This is a genomic window from Sinomonas sp. G460-2 (assembly GCF_047759905.1).
GTDB lineage: Bacteria > Actinomycetota > Actinomycetes > Actinomycetales > Micrococcaceae > Sinomonas.
Map to the genome: position 1 here is coordinate 1 of NZ_JBKZWT010000544.1, position 1,288 is coordinate 1,288.

General features: G+C 71.5%; 1 protein-coding gene and 1 pseudogene. One reads left to right on the forward strand and one right to left on the reverse strand.

Annotation, left to right across the window (positions count from 1 at the left end):
* Positions 1–438: pseudogene (locus ACLN58_RS22305) on the forward strand (SAM-dependent methyltransferase); the annotation flags it as partial.
* On the opposite strand, the gene ACLN58_RS22310 reads toward ACLN58_RS22305, so the two are convergent.
* Positions 416–1,105 carry a YczE/YyaS/YitT family protein gene (locus ACLN58_RS22310; protein WP_415857391.1) on the reverse strand — a complete coding sequence of 230 codons (690 nt, stop codon included), beginning with the start codon at positions 1,103–1,105 and terminating at the stop codon, positions 416–418. The pseudogene ACLN58_RS22305 and the gene ACLN58_RS22310 sit on opposite strands and share 23 nt — an antisense overlap.
* Positions 1,106–1,288 lie beyond the last annotated feature (183 nt).

Below are 1,288 nucleotides of genomic sequence, written 5' to 3' on the forward strand. Positions count from 1 at the left end.
CTGCCGCACACGGCCGCCGTCGTCTGGGACCTCTGGCGGACGCTCCCGCTCGGTGACGCGTCGGTGGACGTCGTCCTCGACGTGTTCGCCCCGCGCAATCTCCCCGAGTTCGCGCGCGTGCTCCGGCCGGGCGGCCTTCTGTGCGTCGTGACTCCGCTTCCGGAGCATCTCGCCGAGCTGCGCGGAATCCTCCCGCTGCTCGACGTGCCGGCGGGGAAGGCCGAAGGCGTCGCCCACGCGTCGGCGGGCGACTTCGCCGTCGAGTCCGTGCGCTCAGTGCGCTTCCCGCTCGAACTCGACGCGGAAGCGGCCGCGGACGTCGCGCTCATGGGTCCCGCGGGGCATCACGCGTCGCGGGACGCAGTCCTCGCGGGGCTCCCGGACGTCATCCCGCGCGCGACTGCGGCCGTCGAGCTCAGCGTGCTGCGTCGGCGCTGACCGTCACGCCCTCCGGAACCTCGCGCCCGCGGACCCGCTGGCCGAGCTCGACGCGGAGCACCCGAACCGCGACTTGGATCAGGGGACCGATCGCGAACGCGAACACTGCGGTGCCCACGCCCACCGTCCCGCCAAGCAACCACCCGATCGCGGTCACGGAGAGCTCGATCAAGCTCCGCACCACCCACACGGGCCACCCCGTGCGGGCCACGAGTCCCGTCATGAGCCCGTCCCGGGGTCCCGGGCCAAGGCCCGCACCGATGTAGAGCGCCGACGCGAACGCGAGCAGACTGAGTCCCGCGGCGAGGAACAGACCTTGGGCGGCCGGGGCCCATGCCGGCAGCTGCGTCGCGGGCGGCAGCCAGCTGAGCCCAGCGTCCGCGAACACCCCGATGAGCGCCGCGTTGGAGAGCGTTCCCCAGCCCGGCCGCTGACGCAGCGGGATCCACAGGAGCAGCACCGCGAGGCTGATCGCGATCGTCGAGGTCCCGAACGTGAGGCCCAGCGTTCGGGCCAGGCCTTGCCCGAAGACGTCCCATGGCGAGCCGCCCAGGCCCGCGCGCAGGATGAGCGAGATGGCGAGGCCGTACGCGAAGAGCCCGACATAGAGGCGCACGAGGCGGATCGGCATCCGGCGGCTCGTGAGGAAGGCTTGGATGTGTTGCATGAGTCGAGATTCTCGAAAAGTGGACTGCAGATAAAGGTCCAATTGGGGAATAATGGCCTCATGACGTCCATCACAGCGCCTCGATTGGCCACAGTCCTCGGTCCGTGGCGGACCCAGGGCCCCGCCTACGCCGCGCTCGCGGATCGGATCCGCCTCGTCGCGCTGGACGGGCGGCTCGCCCAC